We start from the raw sequence: 20,326 nt of genomic DNA, 5'->3' as shown, positions 1-20,326 counted from the left end.
GTTCTTGCCTGAGGGAACAAACGCGCCGCAGCGGTATAGCCGCGCGTAAGCGAATCGCAGACGCCGTTGCGTGTCTGCGTCGATCCTCACCGTCAGGTATCTGGAGAACGCACTATGAGCATAAGAATAATGAAGGCCTTGCTGTCCGCCTGCCTGCTGGCGGCGTGGATGGCGCCCGCACAGGCGCAAAGCGTCAGCTGTACCGGCGTGGCCCAATGGAACGCATCCACCATCTACAACCCCGGCGACAAGCTCGTTTACCAGGGCAAGCTCTATCAAGCGCAGATCGCGATCTGGAATGCGCCCCCCACGCATTGCCCCAGCTGCGGCTGGTACCTGGATCTAGGCACGTGCAGCACCGGCGGTGGTAACCAGTCGCCGACGGTCGCACTGACTTCCCCGGCCAACAATGCGACCTACAGCGCGGGGGCCACGATCACCGTCGCAGCCAATGCCGCCGATAGCGATGGTACGGTGACGCAAGTGCAGTTCTTCCGCGGCACTACTTCGCTAGGCATCGACACCAGTTCTCCCTACAGCGTCAACTGGACCAACGTCGCCGCCGGCAGCTACGCGGTGAAAGCCGTGGCGACCGACAACGCCGGCGCCACCGGCACTTCCGCACTGGCCAACATCACCGTCAATCCCGTCACAACGCCCGACACAACCGCACCCAGCGTGCCGGCGGGACTGTCGGCGCCGTCGGTGACTTCTTCCAGCGTTACCCTGACCTGGACGGCATCGACCGACAATGCGGGTGGCAGCGGGATTGCGGGATACGATGTCTATCGCAACGGCAGTCTGGTCGGCTCGCCCACCAGCGTCGGATACACCGACAGCGGACTCAGCGCCGCTACGGCTTATAACTACCGGGTGCGCGCCCGCGACAACGCCGGCAATGCGTCCGCACAGGGCACGCAGATCAGCGCGACGACCAGCCCGGGCGGCGGTGGCGGCAACAAGCGCGTGCTGGGTTACTTCGCCCAATGGGGCATCTACGCGCGCAACTACCGGGTCAAGAACATCGACACCAGCGGTTCGGCGGCCAAGCTCACCCACATCAATTACGCCTTCGGCAACGTGCGCAACAATGTCTGCGAAGTCGGCCTCACGATTCCTTCGAATGAAGCCACTGGCGCAGGTGGCGACGCATTCGCCGATTACAGCAAGGCCTTCAGTGCAGCGGAAAGCGTCAGCGGCGCCGCCGATACCTGGGACCAACCGTTGCGCGGCAACTGGAACCAGCTCAAGCAGCTCAAGGCCAAGTATCCGAACATCAAGGTGCTGATCTCGCTGGGTGGCTGGACCTGGTCGCGTGGCTTCGCCAGCGCGGCGCGTCCTGAGAATCGCGTGGCGTTCGTGACCTCCTGCGTCAACGCCTACATCCGCGGCAACCTGCCGGTCACCGATAACGCAGGTGGTACGGGCGCAGCGGCTGGCGTGTTCGACGGCATCGATCTGGATTGGGAATACCCCAACGCCTGCGGCCTCTCCTGCGGCGGCGCCGAAGATCGCGCCAACTTCACCGCCTTGCTGGCCGAGTTCCGTCGCCAGCTCAATCTGGTGCGTCCGGGCTTGCTGCTGACCATCGCCTCCGGCGCCGGCGTCGACAAGATCGCCGCCACCGATCCAGGCCAGTACGCGCAGCACTTGGATTTCATCAACGTAATGACCTACGACTTCCACGGCACGTGGGAGCCGAGGACCAACCATCATTCGGCGCTGTTCGCTTCGCCCAGCGATCCTTCCACCGGCGATGTGCGCTTCTACAACAGCAACGATGCGATCGAAGCGTTCCTGGCGCGCGGCGTGCCCGCCAGCAAGTTGAACCTGGGTATCGGCTTCTACGGCCGCGGCTGGACCAACGTGCCCAACGTCAATAACGGCCTGTACCAGACCGGCAGCGCGGCGCCAGGCTCGTACGAAGCGGGCAATGAGGACTACAAGGTGCTGAAGGACCGACCAGGCACGATCTACACCGACGCCAACGCGCGTGCGACTTGGAAGTACGACGGCAACACGTTCTGGAGCTACGACACTCCTGCGATGATCACCGAGAAGATGAACTACGTGAAGGTCCAGAATCTGGGCGGCGCGTTCTTCTGGGAATTCAGCGGCGACGACGCTCAAGGCACCCTGGCCAAGACGGTAGGCAACGGCTTGCAGTAAGCGCCGAGTTTGCAGACAAGAAAACAGGGCGCGTTCTGGCGCCCTGTTTTTTTGCCGATCCGCCTCTCAGGCGATATGGAAACCGGTCGGTACCTTTCCTTCCCACGACTCGCGCGTCACGCTCTCCACTTTCGAGGACGGCGGGCCTTTGCGCAGCCAGGTTGCCAGCCTTTCCAACGACTCGTCGTCGCCCGCAGCGATCACTTCCACCCGACCGTCGTCGAGATTTCGCGCGCTGCCTGACAGCCCCAGACGCAATGCCTGTTCGCGAGTGGACGCACGGAAGAACACCCCCTGCACCTTACCGCTGACCCAGAACCGCGACGCTGGCATTACGTTCCCGCTTTTGCCGTGCCGGCGGAAGCGACCACCGCTTCGATCTCTTTGGCGGTGACCGGACCCAGGAATTGCTTGGCAACCTTTCCCTCCGGCGCGATCAGATAGGTCATGGGCAACCCGCGCGGCGTGGCGAAATCCTTGGGCGGGTCGTACACGTCGAGGATGGCGATGGGATAGCCCACCGGGCGCGTCTTGAGGAACTCGCGCATAGCCTGCGGCTCTATCTCCTCGTAGGCCAGACCCACGACTTCGATATCGTCCCTCTGTTCGTCCAGCGCCGACAGCTCGGGCATCTCCTTGATGCAGGGCGCGCACCAGGTCGCCCAGAAGTTGACCACCACCCATTTCCCGCGATGCGCCGCAAGTTCGTATGCGGGCCCGTCCACCGTCCCGACCTTCAACACCGGAATCTCCACGGTCGTCTGGTTGGAAGCGGTATCCGGCGCGGTGGCATCCGGCACCACCGGCGGCGTTGCCGCAACTGGAGTAGCCACTGCGTCGCGTTTGCACGCCGCCAGGGCGAGCAGGAAAAACGCGCCGTAAAGCATTGCTCTGGATTTCATATTCCGCTGTTGCCTTTGTTCGTATAGAGGTCGCTGACCCTGCGCTTCAGCAGCACGCGCAGTGGGATACGCAGTTCGTCGAGCGCGTTTCGGGCTGCGACACCCAGCATGTCGTCATGGCAAGGCAGATGCGCCTCGGCCACCGGAACCCGTAGCTGGCATGCCTCATAGAGCTCGGCAAGGGTCATGTCGTCCAAGTCGCGCGCCAGCAGCCACTCGCCATGCTCGTCGCGGCGCAACAGGTTGATGTCGTCTAGCTGGCACAGTAACTGCTGTGCCAGAGAATCGGTCAGGATCGGTTCCAGATTCAATATCTGATCGCTGTGCAGGCCCCGGCCTTCGGCGCGTGCTTCATGGAAGCGTCCTAGCAGGCGAAGCAACGCATAGAACTCGTATCCCAGCGGCAACCGCATCGACGCCGGCTGGTAGCGGAACGCGGCGATCGCCGAGGCGAACGAGGCGCCAAGCAGGATCGCGGCCCAGCCCAGATAGATCCACAGCAGCAGAATCGGCAGCACCGCCAGCGGGCCATAGATGTTCTGATACGAATTGAAGCTGCCCAGATAGACGCCCAGCGCCCATTTGATGATCTCCAGCAAGATCGTGGCCATCAACGCCCCCGCCACCGCGTAACGCAGCTTGATGGTGCGGTGGGGCACCACGCGGTAGATCGCGGCGATGGCGCCGAACTCGATCAATACCGGCGCAAGAGTCAGGCTCAGCGTCTGCAAGACTTTGCCGCCGCTGGTCGCGAAAACCGGCAACGCGAAGAAGCGTACGGAGATCGCCAGCGAGGCCGCCGCTACCAGCGCGCCCAAGGTGAGCACCGTCCAGTACACCAGGAAGCGGCTGAGCTGCGGGCGGGTCGTGCCTACCCGCCAGATCCGGTTGAAGGTGGCCTCCACGCTGTTCAAGGTGATCAGCAGCGAAACCACCAGGGCTATGACGCCGGCGATGGTCAACTTGCCGGCGCTGGCCGAGAACTGCTTGAGGTACCCCGACACCGAGCTCGCGGCGCTGGGCACGAAATTGGAGAAAATGTAATCGCTGAGCTGATCGCTCCATTCACTGAACACAGGGAATGCCGACAGCACTCCGAACACCACCATGGCCAGCGGCACCAATGCGAATACGGTGGTGTAGGCCAGCGCGGCAGCGGCCTGAAACAGACGGTCGTCTAGGAAGCGTTTGGCCAGGAAACGCGCGAAGGTGCCCATCCGCGCGCGGTCGCGCATGCGTTCGGTCCAGCGATTCAATGAATCCAGCGGTTCCATTGGCGGAAGGTTACCCGATGCGCGGAGCCTGCGACATCGCCGATACTAGGCACCATTGGAACGATTGGGCGGGGCGATGCCGGAAATTTTGGTGCTCTATTACAGCCGCGGCGGCTCGGTGGCCCGGCTGGCGAAGCAGGTCGCCCGCGGCGTGGGTGAAATCGCGGGGATGAGCGCGCGCTTGCGCACGGTGCCGCCTGTGGCTGCGGTGACGCTACAAGCGTCGCCCCCGGAACCGGAGGAAGGCGCTCCGTATGTGCACGTGCGCGACCTGGCGGAATGCGTCGGGCTGGTGATCGGCAGCCCTACCCGATTCGGCAACATGGCCGCACCGCTGAAGCATTTCATCGATGGCCTGGGCGCCGAGTGGGCTAGCGGAACTCTGGTGGATAAGCCTGCGGGGGTCTTCACCTCCACCGCCACTCAGCATGGCGGTCAGGAGTCGACACTGCTTTCGATGCAGCTCCCGTTGCTGCATCACGGATGCGTGATCGTCGGCCTGCCGTATACCGAGCCGGCCCTGAGCACGACGCGCGGCGGCGGCACCCCTTACGGCGCCAGCCATGTGGCCGGTGGAGAGGACGACCCGCAGCTGAGCGCGGAGGAAGCGGCCCTCGCCCGTGTCCTGGGCAGGCGTGTGGCGGAGATCGCCAGACGATTGGGAGCAGCGGCATGAAGCCATCGCGCGTAGTCCTGGCTTTGTCGCTGTTCGCGTTATCGGTGCTGTTCTCCCTGTGGTTCCACGACAGCAAGTTGCGCATCGCCGCGATGGCGTTCTTCACCGTGCCTCCGTTGCTGTTGCTGGTCGGAGTGCTGCGCAGCAGCGCCAAGGCCGCGTTCTGGGCCGGGGTGCTGGGGCTGTTCTGGTTCAGCCACGGCGTGATGGAAGCCTATACCCTCGTCGCCGAACGCGCTTATGCCTTGATTGAAGTCGCATTGGCGATCGTGATCGTGGTGGCTTCGAGCTGGCCTGGCGTCAGCGCGCGCTTCGGCAAGAAAAAGGCGGCAGGCGACGCATGATTTCCCCCGTCGCGCGCGTTCTCTCCGCCATCGCCGTCGCCTGCCTGACGCTGTGCGTCCCGCTGGTCCACGCCGACGAATATTGCGAACCCGTGGCGGAGCAAAGCGTGAAGAATGCGGACCAATCGACGCTGTCCGTAAGCACCACCTGCGACGAGAGCGGAAACCGCAGGTACCTCCTGCGCGCGCATGCGAAGGATGGCGGCAGCGACCAGAAAATCCTCGAAGTGGAAAGCGAGTACGCGCCCATGGGCAGCGCCAGCTTGGTCGATATCGACAACGACGGCTATCACGAGGTCGAAGTGCGCGGCATGTGCGGTGCGGGCCCCAACTGCGAAGGCGAGCTCTACCGCATCGATCGCGAGACCGGAAAACTGGAGCTTTTCTTCAGCGGCGGCTATGCCGAGCTGTCGGTCATCGACGGTTATCTGATCGAGGCCGGTCGCGCCAGCTGCTGTTCCTGGGAATACCACGCCTACCGGCTGGACGGGCGCACCGGCGCGCTCGACTACGACGATATGGATTTCATGGTCGAAGTCGGCGTCGACACGGAAAATATCGATGAAGAAGCGCCGGCGCGCTGCACCTTCAGCCGTGCCGAGGACGGTACGCGCACAGTCATGCGGCCGCCGGGCCGGAAATGGCTACAGCTGTGCACGCTGTACGGCGACTATCATCTGACCACACTCAAAGAAGCGCGTGCGGCGGAAATCGCCAATCGCGCGCAGGAGTAAGCGAGATGGAAGAACTACTGATCGTCACCACCGGTGGCACCATCGACAAGATCTATTTCGACGACAAGTCGGACTTTCAGGTCGGCGATCCGCAGATCGGCCGCATCCTGCAGGAGCTGGGGGTGGCGTTCCGTTTCAATGTAATCCCCATCATCCGCAAGGATTCGCTGCATATCAGCGACGCCGACCGCGAACTGGTGCGCGACACCATCGCCGCGCAAGCCGCGCGGCACGTGCTGATCACGCACGGCACCGACAGCATGGTCGCGACGGCCAAGGTGCTGTCCAGCATCGAAGGCAAGACGATTGTTTTGACCGGCGCGCTGAATCCGGCGCGCTTCCGCGGGTCCGATGCTGAGTTCAATATCGGCTGTGCGGTGGGTGCGGTGCAGTCGCTGCCGGCTGGCGTCTATATCGCCATGAACGGACGCATCTGGGATCCGGCGAAAGTGCGCAAGAATGTTTCTGCCAATCGCTTCGAAGCGGCGGATTGATATATCGCAATAAGCAGAGGTATTCGAGTTTCAGCCTGCGGTGCCGTGCTGTTTTCTCCTCTCCCCTTGTGGGAGAGGATGCCCGCAAGGGCAGGAGAGGGGAGCGTGAGCGCAGCGAGCGTGCTTTTGCTTCGCCCGAAATACTAAGTACGAAGATCAAAAGCCGACCCCTCTCCCGGCCTTCGGCCACCCTCTCCCACAAGGGGAGAGGGACAACGTCGGCGGTGACCACGCCGGATTTCGCTGCACAAAAAAGAAACCCCGGCTTGCACCGGGGTTTCCATTCGCCGTCCTGGCGGCCTTCGATCAGAAGGTGACGCTCCAGCTGTTGATGTAGCCGGTGTCGCCGCCCGCGTTGTCGTTCACGCGCAGGTTCCAGGTGCCGTTCAACGCTTCGCTCGACAGGTTCACGGTGTAGGTCGAGTTGATGTTGTCGGCGCTGCCGCCACTACGGTTGTGCAGCACGTACACGCTGCCATCGGGAGCCACCAAGTCCACCTTCAGGTCGCCGATGTAGGTGTGCACGATATTCACCGCCACCGAAGTGCTGGCCAGTCCGCTGCCGCTGCGACCGGACACGGTGATCGGGCTGTTGACCGTGACGTTGTCGCCAATGGCCACGTCGGTGCCGTTGGTGTACGTCTGCGTGCCGCCACCGCCGCCGGTGGTGTAGCTGCCGGTCAGGCTGACGCCGGAGAAAGCGGAATAGGCTTTCAGCCGCACGTAGTAGGTGCCTGCGGTGGGCGTGGCGAAGGTGCAGGTTTCGGCATTGCCGTTCACGTACGGTCGGCAGTCGTACACCGTGTCCGTCGGGGCGCTGCCGGACTTGACGTACATATCCATGTCGCCGGTACCACCCGAGGTGGTGAAGGTCAGGTTGGAAGCTCCTGCCGGCACGACCATGGTGTAGTTCAGTGATGCCCCGGTGGCCGCGGACAGACCCGTCACCGGAACGCCGTTGCTCAACACCGTGCCGCCACCGCCGGAGCTCACTGTGACCGAGCTGGTCTTGGTGTTGGTGGCGCCACCGTTGTCGGTCACCGTCAGGGTGACGGTATAGGTGCCCGCCGCCGAGTAGGTCTTGCTCGGATTGGTAGCCGTGGAGGTGGTGCCGTCGCCGAAGTTCCAGCTGCGCGAGGCGATGCTGCCATCGCTATCGGTGGAAGTGTCGGTGAAGCTGACGGTGAGCCCGCTGGCCGAGGAAGTGAAGTTGGCCACCGGAGCGACGTTGCCGCTGCCACCGCCTGCCGCATCCACCGCCGCCTTGGCGTTGACGATACCCGCGCCGATCGGTTGCGAAGGCGTGGACGGGAACGCGCGCGCGCTGCTCTTCAGCAACGCTTCCACCTGTGCGGGCGTCTTGGGCGTGGCAGAAACCGCTTGTATCAGTGCCACCACGCCGGCGACATGCGGTGTCGCCATCGAGGTGCCGCTGTAGGACGCGTAGGTTTCCGCGCCGGGAGTACGCGCACCTGCGTTCAAGGTGGAGAGGATGCTCGAACCCGGAGCCGCGACATCCACCAGCGCGCCATAGTTGGAGAAGCTGGAGCGCGCGCCCGTGCTGGTGATGGAACCCACTGCGACCACGTTGTTGCAGTTGGCCGGCGAGGCGTTGGATACGTTGACGTTATCGTTGCCGGCGGCGATTACCAGTGTGGTGCCGCGCGACACCGCCCCATTGATGGCGGTCTGCGTGGTGGCGCCGCAAGCGCCGCTACCGCCGAGACTGAGGTTGATGACTTCGGCCGGATTGGCATTGGCCGGCACACCGCTGACGGTGCCGCCGGAAGCCCAGATGATAGCGTCGGCGATATCCGAATCGTAGCCGCCGCACTTGCCCAGCACGCGTACGGGAACGATCTTGGCGCCATAGGCCACGCCCGCAACGCCCACGCCGTTGTTGGTCACTGCCGCTACCGTGCCGGCGACATGGGTGCCATGCCAGCTGGAATTGGAAGCCGGCACACCCGCTCCGCATTCGTTGGCGTTGTAGCCATCGCCCGGATCGGCCGGGTTGGAATCACGCCCATCGCCGTCCACCGAAACCGCGGTGTCGATGATGAAGTCGTAACCCGGCAGGATATTGGCATTGAGGTCGCTATGAGTGGTGATGCCGGTGTCCAGGATGGCGACGACGGAGCCGGCGCCGTTGGTGGTATCCCAGGCTTCGGTAGCGCGAATGCCGCCCGCGCCGGTGCCATAGCCCCATTGTTCGCTGAAGCGGGGATCGTTGGGGGTCAGTAGAGGTTTGTTGAGTTTGTCGACTTCCACATATTCGACGTTCGGGTTCGAAGCCAGCTGACGCATCAGCGATTCGGCTTCTACGCGGTCCAACTTGCGGTCGGATCGGACGACGTCGGCGCCTACTGCCAGGCGGCGCAGTTGTCTGACCTCCAGCGCGCGGCCGGCCTTGGCCGGAATGGCGCGGGTCGCCGATTGCAGCGCAGTATCCAGCGAAGTCGTACTCGCGCGCTCGGTGCTGCCGTCGCGGTATTTGACGATGAAGCGATCGAAGTTCTTCTGCTCGGGGGATTGCAAACCGCTCAGATCGATGCGGCCCGCCGCCATGGCGGGCATTGCGCACATTGAGGAGATTGCGATAGCGGTGGCGCTGGCCAATACATGCAAACGCAGACGACGCTTTGAGACATCTGACATTGAAGTTCCCTCTACATAGTAGTGATGCCGCTGGTGCGGCTGTTTCGGGAACGGCCGTGACTTGGAACAGGGGTGGTGACGGCCGCTTCCGCTGGGGAAGCGCCGAACGACGCATCCTGAGCCGAACCTAACCGGCTGTGCGGCATGCGCACAAGGTGGTTTGATGAGGAATCTCACGGAATGGAACGGGTGTTACGTTCCCGCATCCACATATGTGACGGGAATCGGTTACAAATGTAACTGTAATCGTTTGCGGGCGTGACAGCGGCCCGAAGGATAGCGGTGGAATTCACGCCGATCCTGCCCCAATGCTGCATTACGGGACCGCATTGCGCGGCCGGATATGCCTCAGAGCATTCCTGTTTCCAGTTTTGCCGCTTCCGACATCATGTGTCGGCCCCAGGGTGGGTCGAATACCAGTTCGACGTCGGCCTCGACCACCGTGGGAATGAGTTCCAGCTTGTTGCGCACGTCGTCGACCAGGATCTCGCCCATGCCGCAACCGGGCGCGGTCAGGGTCATCTTTACTTCCACTTCGCGCTGGCCGTCGTCGCGGTGGCGCAGGTTGGCCTCATAGACCAGGCCGAGGTCGACGATGTTGAACGGGATCTCCGGATCGAAGCAGGTACGCAGCTGCTTCCAGATCAGCTGTTCGACTTCCTCGTCGCTGGCGTTCTCGGGCAGGCTCAAGGACTCGGCGGGCTCCTTGCCGATGGCATCGCCGTCCTGCCCGGCGATGCGGAACAGGTTGCCTTCCACGAATACCGTGTAGCTCCCACCCAGCGCCTGGGTGATGTAGCCGAAACTGCCCGCAGGCAGAGTGACGCTGTCGCCCTGCGGAACGAGGACGGCGGCGCAATCGCGCTCGAATTGGACAGGTTCGCTGCTGCGGGAATACATGACAACCAGATGGGGGCCGCGCCGGCTGGCGCAAGTCGCCATTTTACGCTCTACGTCTGCCTGCGAGCCGTTGGCGGCCATAAAGCGCGGACAACGGTGTGTTCTGGACCGGGGACTGCGTAAGGGGGTTCCGGATCCTGCCGTCCAAAAGCTCTTGGGCGCTCCGCGGTTGTGTGCGAATCGCAATGGAGCGAGGAGCAAGGCGGGCGGCACAGTATCCTATGCCGTCACGCCGGAGCCACGATGCAAGAATCCACCCTGCCCCACCGCTCGATACGCTGGCTTGCGCTGGTGATGTTGTTATTGGGCGGACTCTGCTTCGCCGTAGTTTGGATCATGCTGGCGGTTTATCTGGGAAAACCCTGCGGCTGGATGGCCGTGCTGGGTGCCCTGGATGCTGCCGTGATGCTGCGTTTGGGCGGAATGCGGCGCGGCGCGGGGCGTGCGCTGCTGGCGGTGCTGGCGACACTGGCGATCATCGTGCTGGCCAATTGGGGCATCGCAGCCACGCAGATTGGTTTTGCCATGGGACTGAATCCATGGGATTCGGCGCTCAAGCTGGGCATGGGCTACGCCTGGACGCTGGCGGGATTGGCCAACCAGATGGCGGACCGGGCGTGGATGGCAGTGGCGCTGGTGGTCGCGGCCGTAGCCGCGCGCTGAAGCCTCCACCCCAGGTAGAGCCGAGCTTGCTCGGCTTCTCTTCGCCTTCACATCTGGCGAGCAAAAGCATCCGAGCAAGCTCGGATCTACACGATGGTTTAATGTCCGCCGTCCAGCGCCTTCAACTCGCTGACCAGCGCACTCGCCATCTCAGCGCCATCGCCGTAAAGCATGCGGGTGTTGTCGGCGTAGAACAGCGCATTCTCGATACCGGCGAAACCGGTACCTTTGCCGCGCTTGATGACGATGGTGTTCTTCGAATTGACCACGTCCAGGATCGGCATGCCGTAGATCGGCGACGCCGGATCGGTCTTGGCCACCGGATTGACCACGTCGTTGGCCCCGATCACCAGCGACACATCGGTGTTGGGGAACTCGGGGTTGACGTCGTCCATGTCGGCAATCAGATCGTAGGGAACGCCCGCTTCGGCCAGCAGCACGTTCATATGTCCGGGCATGCGACCGGCCACGGGATGAATGGCGAACTTCACCTTCACGCCGCGCTCCATCAGCTTCTGCGCCAGTTCCCAGATCTTGTGCTGGGCCTGCGCCACCGCCAGGCCGTAGCCGGGCACGATCACCACCCGCTCAGCGAAAGCCATCATCGCCGCAACGTCGCCGGCCTCGATGGGCTTTTGCGAGCCGGTGATTTCCTGCATTTCACCGCCGCCGCCGCCGAAGTTGGAAAACAGCACGCCACTGATCGGGCGGTTCATGGCCTTGGCCATCAGTCGCGTCAGCAGGATGCCGGCTGCGCCGACCATCATGCCCGCGATGATTAGCGTCTCGATGCCCAGCACGTAGCCTTCGAAAGCAACGGCCAGACCGGTGAATGCGTTGTAGAGCGAGATCACCACCGGCATGTCCGCGCCGCCAATCGGCAAAGTCATCAGGATGCCCAACGCCAGCGCCGCGACGAAGAAGGCGATGATCCACGGCACGCCCAACGTCCACATGGCCAGGCCGCCCAGCACCACGGCGACCACAGCGATCAGCGCATTGAACACCTGTTGGCCGGGGAAGGTGTAGCGCTTGTCCATGCGGCCGTCCAGCTTGGCCCAGGCGATGATGGAACCCGACAGCGATACCGCGCCGATCAGCGCGCCGATCACCGCAAGCAGCAGGGTGACCTTGGAGGGCGATCCGCCCTGCGCCGAATAGCGCAGCAGTTCCACCGCGCCGATCGCGGCAGCGGAACCGCCGCCCATACCGTTGTACAGCGCCACCATCTGCGGCATGTCGGTGATGGCCACGCGGTTGGCGGAAATCCACGCCGCCGCGGTGCCGATGGCCACCGCGGTGAAGATCAGCAGATGGTTATCCAGCTCCGGGAGCAGGAAGGTCGCCGCAGTGGCGATCAGCATGCCCAACCCGGCCCAGCGGATGCCGCTGCGCGCGGTCATCGGCGAGGCCATGCGCTGCAGGCCCAGCAGGAACAGCGTGGCGGCGACCAGATAGCTCAGCTTGACGAAGGTCGACAGCAGTTCCGGGGTGACCCAGCTCATGGCTTGGCCTCCGGCTTCTTGGAGGACTTGAACATGTCCAGCATGCGCTCGGTCACCACGTAGCCGCCGGCGGCATTGCCGGCGCCCAGCAGAACAGCAACGAAGCCGATCACCTTCTCCAGCGTGGTATCGGCATGCCCCAGCACGATCATGGCGCCGATCAGCACGATGCCGTGGATGAAGTTGGAGCCCGACATCAGCGGCGTATGCAGGATCACCGGCACCCGCGAAATGATCACGTGCCCGGCGATGGCCGCCAGCATGAAGATGTACAGGGCCACGAAACCGTCGCTCATCCATTCTCTCCTCGGGCACTGCGCCCTGCCCGCATCATAACCGGGCCCTGAATCCGTTGGCAGCAAGGTCAACCGTTGGTCCGCGACTGCGTTTTCTTCCCCATATCCAACCCGCCAACCTACGAGGACGACCGCGATGACATACAAGCCCCTGCTGGTGCTCGCTACATTGCTGCTGGGCGTCGCCGGCGTGGTCTCCGCCCGCGACGCGCGTGCCGGCGATGTCGGCGACCGTATCGACCATCGTCTGGATCGCAGAGGCGACCGGGTGGAACAACGCCTCGACCTCAAGGGCGACCGCATCGAAACCCGCTACGACCAGCGCGCGGCCCGGGCGGACAACCACGGCCATCCACGCGCAGCCGATCGCCTGGAAGCTAGGGGCAACCGTATCGACCGCCGGCTGGACCGCAAAGGCCAGATTGCGGACAACCGTCTGGACCGCCGCGGCGACCGTTTCGACCATCGTTGGGATCGCAGGCACTAAGCTGTGCTGGTGAGTGCTGACATCAGCCAGGCTGGCTTCGACCAGAAGTCCGACAACGCCGCACGTCCAGCCGCTGCGACGCTGGAGCTGTTCCTGGCTGGTATCGGCACCCGTGCGTTTCGCTTCGCCGAAGCCGGCCTGCGCAGCCGCGACGATGCGCTGGATGCGGTGCAGGACGCGATGATGAAGATGCTGGGATACCGCGAACGTCCCGCCGCCGAATGGACCCCGTTGTTCTGGAGCATCCTGCGCCGCAAGATCGTGGACGTGCAGCGGCGCGGTAATTTCCGCCTGCGTTTCTTCGCTCCGACCAGCGAACGCAGCGAGGGCAATATGGTCGACTGGGCCGACCCCGCCACAGGGCCTTCCCAGGCCCATGACCAGCGCGAGGCATATGCCAAGCTAACCCTGGCCCTGCGCAAGCTGCCGGCGCGCCAGCGCGAAGCCTTCACCCTGCGCGTACTGGAAGAACTGGACGTGGCCGAAACGGCCAAGGCCATGGGTTGTTCGGAAGGCTCGGTCAAGACCCACCTGTCGCGCGCGCGCGATGCTTTGCAAAAACAACTGGAGGATTTCCGATGAACATGCCAATCGACCGCACGGAAATCGACAACGAGAAACCGATCGACAACAGCGAGCCCTTCGACCGCCGCATGCGTCAACTGCATGCCACGGCCGTGACCCAGCTTTCGCCGCAGACGCTGGCGCGACTGCGCAGCGCGCGCCAACAAGCGCAGACATCGGCGCCGCGACGCGGACACGCCTGGCGCTGGGCGACTGCGACCGCGTTCTCCGCCGTGCTGGCGGTGACCATCGGGCTGCAACTGCTGCCGAAGCCGGGCTCCACGCCCGCCGCCCAGCCCGTCGTCGCGACCATCAGCAGCGATGACGCATATGCGGACAGCGTGAGCGCGCTGGATGAAAACCCCGACCTGTACGTGTGGCTGGCTTCTTCCGAAGCCGAGCCGCTGGCAATGGAGTAATCGAAATGAAGACCGTTCTTTCCCGTTCCCTGGCGCTGGGCCTGTTGTTGCTGGCCGGCAACGCGCTGGCGCAGTCGACGCCTGCGCAACCGCTTCCCGAATGGGAGAAATTGACTCCGCAACAGCGCGACGCATTGATTGCGCCGATACGCGAACGTTGGAATAGCGATGCCGACGACCGTCCGCGCATGCTGGAGCACGCGCAACGTTGGAAGAGCATGACCCCCGAACAACGTAGACAGGCGCGCAAGGGCATGCGCCGCTTCGAAGGCATGAACCCCCACCAGCGTGAAGAGGCGCGCGTGCTGTTCTTGCGCATGAAGGACCTGCCGCCGGAGCAGCGCAAGAAGTTGCGCGATGACTGGAAAACCATGACTCCGGAACAGCGCCGCGCGTGGATACAGAAGAATGCGCCGCGGGATTCGAGGCCGGAGTTGCCGCCATTACCGCCCCCGAGCCGATAGCATCGACTACAGGACGACTTGCAACACAAATGTTCGTCATCCCGGCGAATGCCGGGATCCAACTTTGAGTGTGTTGATGGCTGGATCCCGGCATTCGCCGGGATGACGACCTTTATCTTTCAGGGTGAACTGTAAAGGCACGTACTCGGCCTGCTGCTCTCTGCCTGCTCCGTCTGTTACCCGGTAATTTTTTACTCCGCCGCAACCACTTCCGGCCACCGCGTCTTCGCCAACAACTCGTCGTTCCAGTCGAAATTGATCGCGCCTTCCTTGACGAACAAGGAAACGAAATTGAACACGTTGCGCGAATACATCTCGCTGGCGTGCACTGCGCCCATGCTGGCCAGGTTCAAGGGGCCGGCCACGGTCACGCCGTTGAGTTCGATGGTTTCGCCCGGCTGGGTCGCCTCGCAATTGCCGCCGGTTTCGGCGGCCAAATCCACGATCACGCTGCCGGGTTTCATGGCTTCCACCATGGGCATGGTGATGATCTTGGGCGCGGGACGGCCCGGCACCGCGGCGGTGCAGACCACTACATCGATGCCCTTCAGGTGCTCGGCCAGACGCCGCTGCTGTTCGGCGCGTTCCTCATCGGTGAGCTGGCGCGCGTAACCGCCCTCGCCCGCCGCGCTGACGCCAAGATCCAGGAATTTGCCGCCCAGCGATTCGATCTGTTCGCGCGTTTCCGGGCGCACATCGAAGCCTTCCACCTGCGCACCCAGGCGCTTGGTGGTGGCGATGGCTTGCAATCCGGCCACGCCGGCGCCGACGATCAGTACCTTTGATGGGCGAATGGTGCCGGCAGCGGTGGTCAGCATGGGGAAGAAGCGTGGCGCCAACTGCGCGGCGATCAACACGGCTTTGTAGCCGGCCATGCCGGCCTGCGAACTAAGCACGTCCATCGCCTGGGCGCGCGTGGTGCGCGGCAGCTTTTCCAGTGGGAACGAGAGGATGCCGCGCGCCTTGAGCGCATCGCCGCGCGCCGCATCGGCTTGTGGTTGCAGCATGCCGACCAACGTCGCGCCCTGCTTCAATTGTCCGATGGCAGCGGGATCTGGCGACTGCACGCAAAGCACCAGATCGGCCTGGGCCGGCGTGTCGTGCGTCGCCATTTGCGCACCCGCATCGATATAAGCCTGGTCGACGAACCCCGCACCCAGCCCGGCGCCGGGCTCGACCTTGATGCTGGCACCTGCGGCCACGAGCTTCTTCACCGTTTCCGGGGTGGCGGCCACGCGACGCTCACCGGGCGCCGACTCCTTCAACACCAGCACTTCAATCGCCATGTTTCCCTCACCCATCGGATTCCAGACTGCCGATGCTAGCAAAGCGTGGGGAGGAAGGCCGATCCGGAAGATAAAGAGGGGCTGGACTGCTTCGGCTTCGGCTTCGGCTTCGGCTTCGGCTTCGGCTTTGGCTGTTGCCCCATCAACCCGTGAGACGCGGCGAGCGGGTCGGGAAAACCCCGCAGGGGCGGCGCACAAGGATGTGCGCCGTTTCCGGAGGCGCAGGAGGCGCCTTACGGAAATTCCCGGCCTGCTTGCGAACCCCACGGCTTCATCGTGGGGCGCGCCGTAGAGCCTGCCCCGTACTTGATACGGGGCGGCTTTCTTTTGGTTACTTTTCTTTGCCGTTCAAAGAAAAGTGACTCGCGCGTAGCGCGAATGCTTTTGCTTGAAACGATAAAGCAAAGTCCTGGATCCCCGCCTTCGCGGGGTGACGGCAAAAGCAAGATCAAGATGGATCCCAGCGTTCGCTGGGATGACGATGACTCTGGGCGACTCAGGAAATCAGGCGCCGACCGCCGACTTTTCCGGGTCCAGCCGCTCGATCACGCCCTGCATCGCACTGTCGAACGCATCCTCTTCCTCATGCGTGCGCAAACGGCCCATGCGCACCATCATCGCCAGCTCTTCAGGCGAGGCTACGCAGAAACGCACGCCACGGCGATTGACGAACAACAGACGCGAGGAAATCGGGCTGACCCACGACAACTTACCCGCTTGCACCTTGTTGTCCTTGTCCACGAAGTCCAACCACGTGCCAATCGGCAGCGAGCGGAAATGGTCGGCATCGGTGCTGTCGAAATCCAGCGTGTCGGTGCCGCCGACCAACTGGATGGAAACCGAATCGTCCTCCGCCACCTTCGGCAGCACGACCTGCGGCAACTCCGGAAGCTGCCTTTCCAGATCCGGACGCGAGGCCGCCACCGCCTGCAAGGTGTCGTGGAGCGCATCGACCGCGGAACTGGCGGCGTCGGAATTCATGCCGACGCTGGCGAATACCTTCTGCAGCGAGGGCCGCCAGGCCTGCAGCCACGGCTTGCCGATGATCTGGCGCTGGGCTTCGGTAAGTTCTTCCATCAGCCCATCGGCCAGAGCCAGCGCATCGCGCAAGCCATCGCCGTCCTCGCCTTCGCGCAACACGGTCATGGTGACGTGGTGGGCCCAGGGCTGGCGCATGAAATCGTCGATGGCCTGCGGTACATGGCGGCCATCCAGACGGGTGGACAGCTCCAGCGCCATGCGTACGCGCGCGGTTTCCAGACGCTCCTGGCCGCTCTGTATTTCCGCAGCGCGGCGTTCGGCGATCTCGATGCGGCGCTTGTGCTGGCCCAGGAAGTCCCGGAATTCCTCTTCCAGGGTCAGGAAGATGGCGAGGTTCTCGTTGAATTCGGCGGTCAGGCGGCCCACGACCTCCTCCACCTTGGTCATCAGCGTGCGCTCTGCCGCGCTCTCACCGTTGTTGCCCTCGCAAGCCTCGGCCAGCACGTTGAGCAGGCGCCTCGCCGGGTGGGTCTTCTGCACGAACATGCGTCGGTCCAGCAACGCGACCTTGACGAAGGGAACCACCAGCCGACCGATCAGCTCGCGCGGGCGGCCTTCCAGGTCGCGTTCGTCCAGCATGACGTCGAAAAGCATGCCGACCAGATCGATGGCATCCTCGTCTACCGGCGCCAGACGCGCGGTCGAAGGGTCCACGCCCAATTGCGTGGCGCCGCTGAGCACTTCGCTCTTCAGGCGCTGGGCCAGCGATTCGCCGGTATCGCCGATGGCCGCGCGCAGCGTGGCGCTGGGCGTACTCTGCAACAGGGAAAGCACCGAGAGCATTTCGCGCTGCGACAGCGGGCGATGCTCGCCGGAGGAAGAGCGCGAAGGTTCCGGGCTTTCGCGATTGCTTCGTGATTCCTGCAGCAAGTGGTGCAGCGCTTCCAGCAGCACGCCCTGCGCGCCGCCGGCATATTCCGCGGGACCGTCGCCGAAATTGTTCTGGCCCATCGACGCTTGCATGCCGCCCTTCATTCCGGCCATGCGGTGGGTGAAGCGGGCCGCCCAGGCCGGCGCACTGGCCTCGTCTTCGTCGGCCATCGAGTGGTCGGCCATCGGCTCCGGAGCGCGCTGCGCCGGGCGTGCGGGCGTGCGGGTAGCGGGCATCTCGGGCAATACGCCCGCTTGCGCCAGCCTCTGGTCCAGCGCTTCGTAGATGCGGCCGATGCCGGGTACCAGATCGCGCTCGCACAGCTTGATCACTACCAGCCGCACTTCCAGGGTCAGCTCGCAAGTCGAGAAGGCCTCATGGATGGCGACGCCGATATGTTCGGGGCCGATGGGGTTGTGGTCGACGTCCAGCACCAGATTCCCGGCGATCCAGCCCAGCCGGCGATCCAGCCGCACCAGGACGGTCTTGCATTCGCGCAGAATGACGCTGGCCAGGTTGCGCGCGGCCAGACGGGATTCCAATTCCTGATCGGAGATCAAAGTGAGCGCGCTGGTGGGCTCGGCCAGTGCGCTTTCCGCGGACTGCGGCTCGCCAACCTCCAGCGATTGCCAGGCCTTGTCCAGATGGGCGCGGAAACGGCGGATGACTTCTTCGCGGCGGCGGCGCAATTCGCGCATCGCGTCCAGGAAAGCCATCTGCGAATTGCCGGCGCGCTCGGCGCGGTCGAATAAGGCGTCGTCGAAACGGCCCAGCGCCACGGCAAAGGTATCCACCAGAGGCGGCACCGCCGTTTCCCGTGCCTGGCTAAGCAGTCGCGGGTCGCGACCGTAGCGTTCGGCGTTTTGATAGCTGCTGGACATGCGCAAGGTTCCCCGCCTTGGCAGGCGAAAAAGCAAGAGGAAGAAAGCGGCCCCAGTTCCGCCCCGACAGCTTAGGGAATCTGAACCGGCTGCAACCGTGACCCGTTAGGCAGTTTGATGCTGTGCAACATCCTGTCCATGTTTAAACTGTGCCCATGCGCGCATCCGACCCCCTGCGATTCCTCGACTTACGCCGGTCCGTTCCTTCCAAGCAGCTCGACGCTCCCGGCCCCGACGCTTCCACCTTGTTGCGTATGTTGACGGCGGCAGTGCGTGTTCCCGACCACGGCAAACTGGTTCCGTTCCGCTTCCTCCGCATCGAAGGCGAAGCGCGCCATGCGCTGGGTAGCGCTCTGGTCGCCCGTACTTTGCAGCGCGATCCTGATGCGCCCGTGGCGGCGATCGACAAGGAACGCATGCGTTTTTCGCATGCGCCGCTGATTATCGCCGTGATCGCGCGACTGACTCCGGACCACAAAGTGCCGGAGCAGGAGCAACTACTCAGCGCCGGCTGCGTTTGCTTCGCTCTGTTGCAATCGGCGCAAGCGCTGGGTTTCGGCGCGCAATGGCTTACTGGCTGGGCGGCCTATGACGAAACGATCGGGAACACGCTAGGCTTGCAGGCGCACGAGAAAGTGGTCGGCTTCATCCATATCGGCACGGCCAAACTGGACGTACCCGAACGCGAGCGCCCCGACGCCGCCGCATTGCTGAGCGACTGGAATCCGCCGGTTGCGAGCCCGCCGAATCATGCTTGAAGCGACGGCCGCTCCTGCGTTGAAGTCGCCGCTGTACCTGGTGGACGCCAGCCTGTACGTGTTCCGCGCCTGGCATTCCATGCCAGATCAGTTCCACGACGCCGACGGCTGGCCGACCAACGCGGTGCACGGCTTCGCGCGCTTCGTATTGGAACTGTTGGAGCAGGAACGCCCGCAGCACATCGCCATCGCTTTCGACGAGGCCTTGGACAGCTGCTTCCGCAACAAACTGTATCCGGCCTACAAAGCCAATCGCGATCCGGCGCCGGAGGAACTCAAGCGCCAGTTCACTCACTGCAAGGCGCTGTGCGCCGCGCTTGGCCTCAATGTGCTGGCGCATAGCGAATACGAGGCCGACGACCTGATCGGCAGCGCTCTGCATTCCGCCCGGCCACGCGGCTTCCGCGGCGTGATCGTGTCGGCGGACAAGGACATGTCGCAACTGCTGTGGGAGGCGGACGAGCAGTGGGACTTCGCGCGCGGGCAACGCTGGGGCATGGCCGGGGTCAAGACCCGGCATGGCGTGGAGGCCGCGCAGATCGCCGACTATCTGGCGCTCACCGGCGACGCGGTCGACAACATTCCCGGCGTCACCGGGATCGGCGCGAAGTCGGCGGCGATCCTGCTGGCGCACTTCGGCAGCCTGGATGTTTTGCTTACGCGCATCGACGAAGTAGCTTTCCTGCGCATGCGCGGCGCGGCGCAGATGGCCGTGCGACTGCGCGAACAACGCGAACACGCGCTGCTGTGGCGGCAACTCTCTACCATCGCGCTAGATGCGCCTGTCGACAACGCGGAGCCCGACTTCATTCGCGCCAGTGTCGACGCCGGCATGCTCGAAGCGCTTTCCGAATCGTTGCGTTTCGGCCCAATGACGCGCCGCCGCCTACGTACCGCCGCCGGACTGGGCGACAACACCGGTTACTAATAAGCAACGCAT

Annotated in this window: 21 protein-coding genes; 12 read left to right on the top strand and 9 right to left on the bottom strand. The window is 63.8% G+C overall.

Annotated features, from left to right (window positions below; translation table 11 throughout):
- The first annotated feature begins 114 nt into the window (after window positions 1-114).
- Window positions 115-2,169 carry a glycosyl hydrolase family 18 protein gene (locus AC1DTQ_RS12780; RefSeq protein ID WP_477850040.1) on the top strand — a complete coding sequence of 685 codons (2,055 nt, stop codon included), beginning with the start codon at window positions 115-117 and terminating at the stop codon, window positions 2,167-2,169.
- A gap of 66 nt (window positions 2,170-2,235) precedes the next feature.
- On the opposite strand, the gene AC1DTQ_RS12775 is transcribed toward AC1DTQ_RS12780, so the two are convergent.
- From AC1DTQ_RS12775 to AC1DTQ_RS12765, 3 genes are read right to left on the bottom strand one after another with little or no spacing between them, the layout of a single operon-like run.
- Complete coding sequence (locus AC1DTQ_RS12775) at window positions 2,236-2,502, bottom strand: acylphosphatase (RefSeq protein ID WP_477850038.1); 267 nt, start codon at window positions 2,500-2,502, stop codon at window positions 2,236-2,238.
- On the bottom strand, window positions 2,502-3,071 hold the full coding sequence (locus AC1DTQ_RS12770) for a TlpA family protein disulfide reductase (RefSeq protein WP_477850037.1): 570 nt from the start codon (window positions 3,069-3,071) through the stop codon (window positions 2,502-2,504). The genes AC1DTQ_RS12775 and AC1DTQ_RS12770 overlap by 1 nt, the downstream gene beginning before the upstream one ends.
- Window positions 3,068-4,345 (bottom strand): YihY family inner membrane protein, encoded by a 1,278-nt coding sequence (locus AC1DTQ_RS12765; RefSeq protein ID WP_477850036.1) that lies wholly within the window; start codon window positions 4,343-4,345, stop codon window positions 3,068-3,070. Before AC1DTQ_RS12765 ends, AC1DTQ_RS12770 begins: the two co-directional genes overlap by 4 nt.
- Window positions 4,346-4,421: 76 nt before the next feature.
- Between AC1DTQ_RS12765 and wrbA the strand changes: the two genes are divergently transcribed.
- The 4 genes from wrbA to AC1DTQ_RS12745 are packed head-to-tail and all read left to right on the top strand — an operon-like array spanning window position 4,422 to window position 6,593.
- Entirely contained in the window at window positions 4,422-5,021 is a 600-nt protein-coding gene (gene wrbA, locus AC1DTQ_RS12760; protein ID WP_477850035.1) for an NAD(P)H:quinone oxidoreductase, read from the top strand.
- Entirely contained in the window at window positions 5,018-5,365 is a 348-nt protein-coding gene (locus AC1DTQ_RS12755) for a DUF2069 domain-containing protein (protein WP_477850033.1), read from the top strand. The genes wrbA and AC1DTQ_RS12755 overlap by 4 nt, the downstream gene beginning before the upstream one ends.
- Window positions 5,362-6,099, top strand: coding sequence for a hypothetical protein (locus tag AC1DTQ_RS12750; RefSeq protein ID WP_477850031.1), 738 nt, complete (start codon window positions 5,362-5,364; stop codon window positions 6,097-6,099). The genes AC1DTQ_RS12755 and AC1DTQ_RS12750 overlap by 4 nt, the downstream gene beginning before the upstream one ends.
- A 5-nt stretch (window positions 6,100-6,104) precedes the next feature.
- On the top strand, window positions 6,105-6,593 hold the full coding sequence (locus AC1DTQ_RS12745; RefSeq protein ID WP_093287593.1) for an asparaginase domain-containing protein: 489 nt from the start codon (window positions 6,105-6,107) through the stop codon (window positions 6,591-6,593).
- A gap of 306 nt (window positions 6,594-6,899) precedes the next feature.
- On the opposite strand, the gene AC1DTQ_RS12740 is transcribed toward AC1DTQ_RS12745, so the two are convergent.
- On the bottom strand, window positions 6,900-9,251 hold the full coding sequence (locus AC1DTQ_RS12740) for a S8 family serine peptidase (protein ID WP_477850030.1): 2,352 nt from the start codon (window positions 9,249-9,251) through the stop codon (window positions 6,900-6,902).
- 348 nt (window positions 9,252-9,599) lie between these two features.
- Window positions 9,600-10,151: a putative Fe-S cluster assembly protein SufT gene (gene sufT, locus AC1DTQ_RS12735; RefSeq protein ID WP_310095699.1), complete on the bottom strand. Its 552-nt coding sequence runs from the start codon at window positions 10,149-10,151 to the stop codon at window positions 9,600-9,602.
- 243 nt (window positions 10,152-10,394) lie between these two features.
- Between sufT and AC1DTQ_RS12730 the strand changes: the two genes are divergently transcribed.
- Complete coding sequence (locus AC1DTQ_RS12730) at window positions 10,395-10,814, top strand: hypothetical protein (RefSeq protein ID WP_477850029.1); 420 nt, start codon at window positions 10,395-10,397, stop codon at window positions 10,812-10,814.
- A gap of 98 nt (window positions 10,815-10,912) precedes the next feature.
- Here the strand turns inward: AC1DTQ_RS12730 and AC1DTQ_RS12725 are convergent, their stop codons facing one another.
- Window positions 10,913-12,319 (bottom strand): NAD(P)(+) transhydrogenase (Re/Si-specific) subunit beta, encoded by a 1,407-nt coding sequence (locus AC1DTQ_RS12725; protein ID WP_477850028.1) that lies wholly within the window; start codon window positions 12,317-12,319, stop codon window positions 10,913-10,915.
- Window positions 12,316-12,615, bottom strand: a complete 300-nt coding sequence (locus AC1DTQ_RS12720; RefSeq protein WP_310095706.1) for an NAD(P) transhydrogenase subunit alpha part 2 — start codon at window positions 12,613-12,615, stop codon at window positions 12,316-12,318. The genes AC1DTQ_RS12725 and AC1DTQ_RS12720 overlap by 4 nt, the downstream gene beginning before the upstream one ends.
- Window positions 12,616-12,751: 136 nt before the next feature.
- Here AC1DTQ_RS12720 and AC1DTQ_RS12715 point away from each other — a divergent pair, with 136 nt between their 5' ends.
- Genes AC1DTQ_RS12715 through AC1DTQ_RS12700 form a run of 4 tightly spaced genes read left to right on the top strand, consistent with a single transcriptional unit; the run spans window position 12,752 to window position 14,549 of the window.
- Window positions 12,752-13,102, top strand: a complete 351-nt coding sequence (locus tag AC1DTQ_RS12715; RefSeq protein WP_477850026.1) for a hypothetical protein — start codon at window positions 12,752-12,754, stop codon at window positions 13,100-13,102.
- 3 nt (window positions 13,103-13,105) lie between these two features.
- On the top strand, window positions 13,106-13,684 hold the full coding sequence (locus tag AC1DTQ_RS12710; protein ID WP_477850025.1) for an RNA polymerase sigma factor: 579 nt from the start codon (window positions 13,106-13,108) through the stop codon (window positions 13,682-13,684).
- A gap of 2 nt (window positions 13,685-13,686) precedes the next feature.
- Window positions 13,687-14,085: a hypothetical protein gene (locus AC1DTQ_RS12705; RefSeq protein WP_477850096.1), complete on the top strand. Its 399-nt coding sequence runs from the start codon at window positions 13,687-13,689 to the stop codon at window positions 14,083-14,085.
- 5 nt (window positions 14,086-14,090) lie between these two features.
- Entirely contained in the window at window positions 14,091-14,549 is a 459-nt protein-coding gene (locus AC1DTQ_RS12700) for a DUF3106 domain-containing protein (RefSeq protein ID WP_477850024.1), read from the top strand.
- 191 nt (window positions 14,550-14,740) lie between these two features.
- Here the strand turns inward: AC1DTQ_RS12700 and AC1DTQ_RS12695 are convergent, their stop codons facing one another.
- A complete protein-coding gene (locus AC1DTQ_RS12695; protein WP_477850023.1) occupies window positions 14,741-15,835 on the bottom strand; it encodes an NAD(P) transhydrogenase subunit alpha in 1,095 nt (364 codons plus the stop codon).
- A 504-nt stretch (window positions 15,836-16,339) separates the two neighbouring features.
- Entirely contained in the window at window positions 16,340-18,628 is a 2,289-nt protein-coding gene (locus tag AC1DTQ_RS12690) for a DUF1631 domain-containing protein (RefSeq protein ID WP_477850021.1), read from the bottom strand.
- 155 nt (window positions 18,629-18,783) lie between these two features.
- On the opposite strand from AC1DTQ_RS12690, the gene AC1DTQ_RS12685 reads away from it, so the two are divergent.
- Both AC1DTQ_RS12685 and AC1DTQ_RS12680 read left to right on the top strand, forming a co-directional pair.
- The gene (locus AC1DTQ_RS12685) at window positions 18,784-19,386 is read left to right on the top strand and encodes a nitroreductase family protein (protein WP_477850020.1); all 603 of its coding nucleotides are present in this window, start codon (window positions 18,784-18,786) and stop codon (window positions 19,384-19,386) included.
- On the top strand, window positions 19,379-20,314 hold the full coding sequence (locus tag AC1DTQ_RS12680) for a 5'-3' exonuclease (RefSeq protein ID WP_477850019.1): 936 nt from the start codon (window positions 19,379-19,381) through the stop codon (window positions 20,312-20,314). The genes AC1DTQ_RS12685 and AC1DTQ_RS12680 overlap by 8 nt, the downstream gene beginning before the upstream one ends.
- The last annotated feature ends 12 nt before the right edge of the window (window positions 20,315-20,326 follow it).

It is taken from the genome of Pseudoxanthomonas sp. P4_B2, from assembly GCF_056402315.1.
The sequence above is the reverse complement of the archived record's forward strand: the minus strand, read 5'-3'. Positions and strand labels throughout refer to the sequence as shown.

What these genes read in the sequence shown, in the direction of transcription:
- AC1DTQ_RS12690 (WP_477850021.1), bottom strand. Translation starts at nt 18,628, where the DNA reads ATGTCCAGCAGCTATCAAAACGCCGAACGCTACGGTCGCGACCCGCGA.
- AC1DTQ_RS12750 (WP_477850031.1), top strand. Translation starts at nt 5,362, where the DNA reads ATGATTTCCCCCGTCGCGCGCGTTCTCTCCGCCATCGCCGTCGCCTGC.
- AC1DTQ_RS12720 (WP_310095706.1), bottom strand. Translation starts at nt 12,615, where the DNA reads ATGAGCGACGGTTTCGTGGCCCTGTACATCTTCATGCTGGCGGCCATC.
- AC1DTQ_RS12780 (WP_477850040.1), top strand. Translation starts at nt 115, where the DNA reads ATGAGCATAAGAATAATGAAGGCCTTGCTGTCCGCCTGCCTGCTGGCG.
- AC1DTQ_RS12730 (WP_477850029.1), top strand. Translation starts at nt 10,395, where the DNA reads ATGCAAGAATCCACCCTGCCCCACCGCTCGATACGCTGGCTTGCGCTG.
- AC1DTQ_RS12725 (WP_477850028.1), bottom strand. Translation starts at nt 12,319, where the DNA reads ATGAGCTGGGTCACCCCGGAACTGCTGTCGACCTTCGTCAAGCTGAGC.
- AC1DTQ_RS12765 (WP_477850036.1), bottom strand. Translation starts at nt 4,345, where the DNA reads ATGGAACCGCTGGATTCATTGAATCGCTGGACCGAACGCATGCGCGAC.
- AC1DTQ_RS12700 (WP_477850024.1), top strand. Translation starts at nt 14,091, where the DNA reads ATGAAGACCGTTCTTTCCCGTTCCCTGGCGCTGGGCCTGTTGTTGCTG.
- AC1DTQ_RS12755 (WP_477850033.1), top strand. Translation starts at nt 5,018, where the DNA reads ATGAAGCCATCGCGCGTAGTCCTGGCTTTGTCGCTGTTCGCGTTATCG.
- sufT (WP_310095699.1), bottom strand. Translation starts at nt 10,151, where the DNA reads ATGTATTCCCGCAGCAGCGAACCTGTCCAATTCGAGCGCGATTGCGCC.
- AC1DTQ_RS12685 (WP_477850020.1), top strand. Translation starts at nt 18,784, where the DNA reads ATGCGCGCATCCGACCCCCTGCGATTCCTCGACTTACGCCGGTCCGTT.
- AC1DTQ_RS12695 (WP_477850023.1), bottom strand. Translation starts at nt 15,835, where the DNA reads ATGGCGATTGAAGTGCTGGTGTTGAAGGAGTCGGCGCCCGGTGAGCGT.
- AC1DTQ_RS12745 (WP_093287593.1), top strand. Translation starts at nt 6,105, where the DNA reads ATGGAAGAACTACTGATCGTCACCACCGGTGGCACCATCGACAAGATC.
- AC1DTQ_RS12770 (WP_477850037.1), bottom strand. Translation starts at nt 3,071, where the DNA reads ATGAAATCCAGAGCAATGCTTTACGGCGCGTTTTTCCTGCTCGCCCTG.
- AC1DTQ_RS12775 (WP_477850038.1), bottom strand. Translation starts at nt 2,502, where the DNA reads ATGCCAGCGTCGCGGTTCTGGGTCAGCGGTAAGGTGCAGGGGGTGTTC.
- AC1DTQ_RS12715 (WP_477850026.1), top strand. Translation starts at nt 12,752, where the DNA reads ATGACATACAAGCCCCTGCTGGTGCTCGCTACATTGCTGCTGGGCGTC.
- AC1DTQ_RS12705 (WP_477850096.1), top strand. Translation starts at nt 13,687, where the DNA reads ATGCCAATCGACCGCACGGAAATCGACAACGAGAAACCGATCGACAAC.
- wrbA (WP_477850035.1), top strand. Translation starts at nt 4,422, where the DNA reads ATGCCGGAAATTTTGGTGCTCTATTACAGCCGCGGCGGCTCGGTGGCC.
- AC1DTQ_RS12740 (WP_477850030.1), bottom strand. Translation starts at nt 9,251, where the DNA reads ATGTCAGATGTCTCAAAGCGTCGTCTGCGTTTGCATGTATTGGCCAGC.
- AC1DTQ_RS12680 (WP_477850019.1), top strand. Translation starts at nt 19,379, where the DNA reads ATGCTTGAAGCGACGGCCGCTCCTGCGTTGAAGTCGCCGCTGTACCTG.